The organism is Cellvibrio sp. (assembly GCF_053579595.1).
The window spans coordinates 1-5,996 of sequence record NZ_JBRFPI010000281.1; the positions used below are offsets into that span (position 1 = coordinate 1).

Here is a 5,996-nt window from a genome sequence, read left to right on the forward strand (position 1 = left end):
AATTGATCGAAAATTTATTCAGGGTGTACCCGATAACGCGGCCGACTGCCGCATCTTGCGCGCCATGATCGTGTTTGCCAAAAGCCTGGATTTAACCGTGGTGGTAGAAGGCGTGGAAACCCGCGAACAGGCACGTGTCTGCCGCGATTATGGTGCCGATTTGTTACAAGGCTATTTATTTTCAAGGCCCCTGTCGCCCATGGCATTTGAACAGTTACTACAAAGCCATAATGCACAGGAATGGGGTAGCCGCCTGTCCACGCTCGGCACCAAAGCAAGCTAAGGCACCCGGGGCGCTCTACCACCGCTCAATAAACAAACACATAGCCAAACCCAATACCGCGCATTGAGCCATACAATTTTGCACGGCTATTGCGATTCGCCTATCATGCCCCCACATTGGCAAAACCCCTTTGCAACCTTCCTATTTATTGCATCAAATTCAAGGATCTCTTATGAGTGACGTACAACACCATCGCCTGATTATCCTCGGCTCCGGCCCCGCCGGTTACACCGCCGCTATCTACGCCGCGCGCGCCAACCTCAAACCCGTAGTGATTACCGGTATGCAACAGGGCGGTCAATTGACCACCACCACCGAAGTAGAAAACTGGCCCGGTGGCGTACACGATCTGCAAGGCCCGGATTTGATGGTGCAAATGCAAGAACACGCCGAGCGTTTTGATACCCAGATTATTTTTGACCACATTCACGAAACGGTATTGACCGAACGCCCCTTCAAATTGATTGGCTCCAATACTTATACTTGCGATGCGCTCATTATTTCCACTGGCGCCTCTGCGCAGTATTTAGGTCTGCCGTCAGAAGAAGCCTATATGGGCAAAGGCGTGAGTGCCTGTGCCACCTGTGATGGTTTCTTCTATCGCGACCAAAAAGTTGCCGTTGTTGGCGGCGGTAATACTGCCGTGGAAGAAGCACTGTATTTGTCCAACATCGCCAGCGAAGTCACTCTGATTCACCGTCGCGACAAGCTGAAATCAGAAAAGATTTTGCAAGACAAACTCATGGCAAAAGTGGCTAACGGCAATATCAAAGTGATTTGGAATCACCAGTTGGATGAAGTGCTGGGCAATGATTCCGGTGTGACCGGTTTGCGCCTGAAAAGTACCCAAGATGGTGCAACCCAGGAGATTGATGTCGCCGGTGTATTTATCGCGATTGGCCACAAACCCAATACCGATATTTTTGAAGGCCAACTGACTATGAAAGATGGTTACATCAAAGTTAAAAGCGGCCTGGAAGGCAACGCCACCCAAACCAGCATTGAAGGTGTATTTGCAGCAGGTGATGTGGCTGACCACATTTACCGCCAAGCGATTACCTCATCTGGCTCAGGTTGTATGGCTGCGCTGGATGCGGAAAAATATCTCGACGATTTGAAATAATCTCAGGAATTTTTTTGCACAAAAAAAGAGGAAAACCTTTGCGGGTTTTCCTCTTTTTTATTGACTCAGTTTCAATTCGCAGAATTAATCGAAATACACTTGCAGCGATTAACGGCCCGACGCTTTGTCCAACTCTTTGCGCAATTTACTCATCCATTGGTTAAACGCCAGGCGCACCTGCACATTATTGGTCACACGATTATTCTCTTCCCAAATCCGCCCCAGATCACGCTGGTCGGTAATAATAGCCAAAGGCTTTCCTGAAACAGAATCGTAAAGCGAAATTTCCAACATCATAGTGCCCATGCCTTCACTGTAAACCTTCACATTGGTTGGGCGCCCTTTCATATCATCTTTACTCCCCAGAGGAGCAATCTCCACGACTTTGGCCGATACCGTTAGCACGTCGGGACCCGCTTGCATTGCCGTGGCGTAGGTGCCATCAGCAATTAAATTATTCATCAATGCTTCGGTATATCGTTCTTGATAATAGCGACGATCAGCATCGTTTAATTCCCAAGGCGTATCATCGATGAGATTACTGGATGACTGCTTGCGGATTTTTACCTCACTCAGGTTTAACTGCTCAACAAACAGTTTTTTGTACTGCGAAAACTGCGCACCCGGCGCAATAAACGTGCCGTCAAAACGGGATTTTTCAACCGCCGCAAGACCTGCTTTATCGGCTTTAACCTGGGCGTCTTTTTCATGTTTTTTAGTGATCGAGCAACCGGCGACCAAACTGGCAGCCAGTGCAAGGAGCACGAATTTGGATGCAGTGCGTTTCAATAACGTTTTCATGGCTTACCTACCTGTATATCAATTCAAACATTCAGCGGATTAGCCCGCAGGCTTTTATAAGACGTTATTCGTAATTTAGGGTTCAGCGGATGCCTGCCGGGCATCGCGGTTGGCAGACCATAACAAAGCTGCCAGAAGAATGTAAGTTATTGAAGCACAAAAACAAACCGGGAGACTAAGGCCTCCCGGTTATGTTTGTAATATTTTGTAGGCTAGCTGCAATAACCCTAATGCTAACCCACAAACACCCGCGCATTGCGGAACAAACGCAACCAGGCACCATCATCTTTCCAATCGTCCGGCTTCCATGAATTGCTTACTGCGCGGAACACACGCTCAGGGTGCGGCATCATGATAGTGGTGCGGCCATCTTTACTGCTCACACTGGTGATCCCAAGGGGCGAGCCGTTCGGGTTGGCAGGATAGGTTTCAGTAGCGTTGAGATTGTTGTCGATAAAACGCATCGCAACCGTGCCGCTCTCATTACATACTTTCAGAGCATCAGCATTAGCAAATTCGGCATAACCTTCACCGTGCGCAACCGCCACTGGCATATGCGAACCGGCCATACCTTTGAACAATACTGACGGCGACTCTTGTACTTGAACCAAGCTGAAACGCGCTTCAAATTGTTCAGATAAATTGCGCACAAAACGCGGCCAGTGATCGGCACCGGGAATTATATTTTTCAAATTCGCCATCATCTGGCAACCGTTACACACACCCAAACTGAAGGTGTCGTTGCGGTGAAAGAAACCTTCGAATTCATCGCGCACTTTGTTGTTGAACAAAATGGTTTTTGACCAACCTTCACCTGCACCGAGCACATCGCCGTAAGAGAAACCGCCGCAAGCCACCAAGCCTTTGAAGGTTTCCAACGATACACGGCCAGAGAGCAGATCGCTCATGTGCACATCGACCGCATTGAAGCCGGCGCGATCAAATGCCGCTGCCATTTCAACATGGCCATTTACGCCTTGCTCACGCAATACGGCGATGGATGGACGCACGCCAGTGTTGATAAACGGCGCAGCGATATTCTCGTTGATGTCGTAACTGAGTTTTACGCTCAAGCCCGGATCTGTTTTCAAGATGCCGTCGAATTCTGATTTGGCGCAGGCCGGGTTATCGCGCAAGGCTTGCAGGCGATAGCTGGTTTCTGCCCAGAGCGATTGCAATTGCGCACGCGGTTGATTGAACAAGGTATTCGCGCCTTGCGCGATGACCAATGCGTCATGTGCATTCAAGCTACCAATCGCTTTCACACTAACGCCCGCCGCAGTAAAACGCGCTTGCACTGCAGCAGAATTTGCGCGCGCTACTTGCACAACTGCACCGGCTTCTTCGTTAAATAAAACGGCCAACACATCTGCACCCAAACCATCCAGATTGACGCTAACACCTGTGTGTCCGGCAAACGCCATTTCAGCGAGCGTGGTAAATAAACCACCGTCACTACGGTCGTGATAAGCGAGCAATTCATTTGCGGCAAGGCTCGCTTGCATCGCATTAAAGAAGCCTTTGAGTTGCGCACCCGAATCCAGATCGGCAGGAACATCGCCCAGTTGGTTATAAACCTGTGCCAGAATTGATCCGCCCAAACGATTTTTACCATTACCCAAATCGAGCAGCAGCAATTCAGTATCGCCCTTGTCGGTTCTGAGTTGCGGCGTCAGGGTTTGGCGAACATCCACTACCGGTGCGAACGCAGAAATAACCAACGACAAAGGAGCGGTTACGGCTTTGTCTTCGCCACCGTCTTTCCAGGCCGTGCGCATGGACATGGAATCTTTACCCACCGGAATGGTAATGCCGAGTTCAGGGCAGAGTTCCATACCAACGGCTTGCACAGTGCGATAGAGTTTTTCGTCCTCGCCTTTGTGGCCAGCAGCGCACATCCAGTTGGCAGAGAGTTTTACATCGGACAACTTTTCAATGCGGGTCGCGGCGATATTGGTAATGGCTTCAGCAATCGCCATGCGGCCAGATGCGGGGGCATCGAGCAGTGCCAGCGGCGTGCGCTCGCCCATACTCATAGCCTCGCCTTTGATACTGTCGTAACTCACGGTAGTCACCGCAACGTCAGCAACCGGCACCTGCCATGGACCGACCATTTGATCGCGCGCCACCATGCCGGTAACCGAGCGGTCGCCGATGGTGATGAGGAAGTTTTTGCTCGCTACGGCCGGGTGTTTAAGCACACGCTCTACGGCATCATTTAACGCGATACCATCGGTCGTAAACGCATGAGTAGCTGCTTGGTGTTTATTGGCACTGCGATGCATTTTGGGCGGTTTGCCAAACAGTACAGACATAGGCAGATCGACCGGTTTTGCATCGAAATGTTTGTCGTTAACCAATAAATGTTTCTCGTCGGTCGCCTCACCCACTACCGCATAGGCTGCGCGTTCGCGTCGGCAGATGGCTTCAAAACGCGGCAGATCCGCAGGCTTAATCGCCAATACGTAGCGCTCTTGCGATTCATTACACCAGATCGCCAGTGGGCTCATGCTCGGCTCATCGTTGGGCACATTGCGCAGCTCGAACTTGCCGCCAGTGCCGCCATCTTTCACCAATTCAGGGAAGGCGTTGGATAAACCACCCGCACCCACATCGTGGATAAAGGCGATGGGGTTTTTATCGCCCAATTGCCAGCAGGCGTCGATCACTTCCTGACAGCGGCGCTCCATTTCCGGGTTTTGGCGCTGTACAGAAGCGAAATCCAGATCTTCTGATGAAGAGCCGGAAGCCATAGATGATGCCGCACCACCACCCAAACCGATCAACATGGCTGGGCCGCCGAGCACGACTAATTTGGAACCCGCTGCAAACGGCGGTTTTTCGATATGTTCGGCTTTGATATTGCCGTAGCCACCGGCCAGCATAATGGGCTTGTGATAACCGCGACGCTCGCCGTCAAAGTTTTCTTCAAAGGTACGGAAGTAGCCGCAGATATTCGGGCGACCAAACTCGTTGTTGAACGCAGCACCACCGATAGGACCGTCGAGCATGATATCGAGCGCGGTCACAATGCGACCTGGCTTGCCGTAGTTCTGCTCCCACGGCTGGATGAAATCGGGGATCTGCAGGTTGGATACAGTAAAACCGTTCAAACCCACTTTGGGCTTGGAACCGCGCCCTACTGCACCTTCATCACGGATCTCACCACCAGCGCCAGTACCGGCACCCGAGAACGGGGAAATCGCCGTTGGGTGGTTGTGCGTCTCAACCTTCATTAATAGATGAATCGGTTGCTGGGTGTATTCGTAGGCCTTGGTATCCGGGTTGGGATAAAAGCGCCCTGCTTCGTGGCCAACAACAACCGCAGCGTTATCGGCATAGGCCGATAGCACATCTTCACCGCCAACTTCGTTGGTGTTTTTGATCATCTTGAACAGGCTGCGCTCTTGTTCTACGCCGTCGATAGTCCAGAACGCATTGAAGATCTTGTGGCGGCAGTGCTCGGAGTTGGCCTGGGCGAACATCATCAATTCAACATCGATGGGATTGCGACCGAGGGTTTTAAAGGCGTCAACAAGATAGTCGATTTCGTCGTCGGCCAATGCCAGACCGAGGGATTTGTTGGCGGCGACCAACGCACCGCGACCACCGCCGAGGATATCTACCGAGGTTTGCGGAGCCGGAGCTTGGGATACAAATAATTGCTCTGCGGCTTCAAGGCGATCAAATACGGTTTCGACCATACGGTCATGTAATAGTGCGGTAATTGCAGCGCGATCGGCAGCTGAAATCGCTCCAGTTACATAATAAGCAACACCGCGCTCGATG

Annotated in this window: 4 protein-coding genes; 2 read left to right on the forward strand and 2 right to left on the reverse strand. The window is 51.2% G+C overall.

Annotated elements, in window-relative coordinates:
• Together ACWA6V_RS15660 and trxB are read left to right on the forward strand one after the other, a co-directional pair.
• Nucleotides 1-283: EAL domain-containing protein (locus ACWA6V_RS15660; protein WP_449523366.1), on the forward strand; the 283-nt coding region annotated here is incomplete at its 5' end.
• Nucleotides 284-455: 172 nt separating this feature from the next.
• Nucleotides 456-1,406: a thioredoxin-disulfide reductase gene (gene trxB, locus ACWA6V_RS15665; RefSeq protein ID WP_310073677.1), complete on the forward strand. Its 951-nt coding sequence runs from the start codon at nt 456-458 to the stop codon at nt 1,404-1,406.
• A gap of 108 nt (nt 1,407-1,514) precedes the next feature.
• Here trxB and ACWA6V_RS15670 read toward each other — a convergent pair whose 3' ends face one another.
• Together ACWA6V_RS15670 and purL are read right to left on the reverse strand one after the other, a co-directional pair.
• Nucleotides 1,515-2,207: a DUF3313 family protein gene (locus ACWA6V_RS15670; protein WP_449523367.1), complete on the reverse strand. Its 693-nt coding sequence runs from the start codon at nt 2,205-2,207 to the stop codon at nt 1,515-1,517.
• Between the two features lie 233 nt (nt 2,208-2,440).
• The coding region (gene purL / locus ACWA6V_RS15675; protein ID WP_449523368.1) for a phosphoribosylformylglycinamidine synthase at nt 2,441-5,996 on the reverse strand (3,556 nt) is incomplete at its 5' end.

Excerpts from the sequence above, each read along its gene's own strand:
- ACWA6V_RS15670 (WP_449523367.1), bottom strand. The coding sequence starts at position 2,207 with ATGAAAACGTTATTGAAACGCACTGCATCCAAATTCGTGCTCCTTGCA.
- trxB (WP_310073677.1), top strand. The coding sequence starts at position 456 with ATGAGTGACGTACAACACCATCGCCTGATTATCCTCGGCTCCGGCCCC.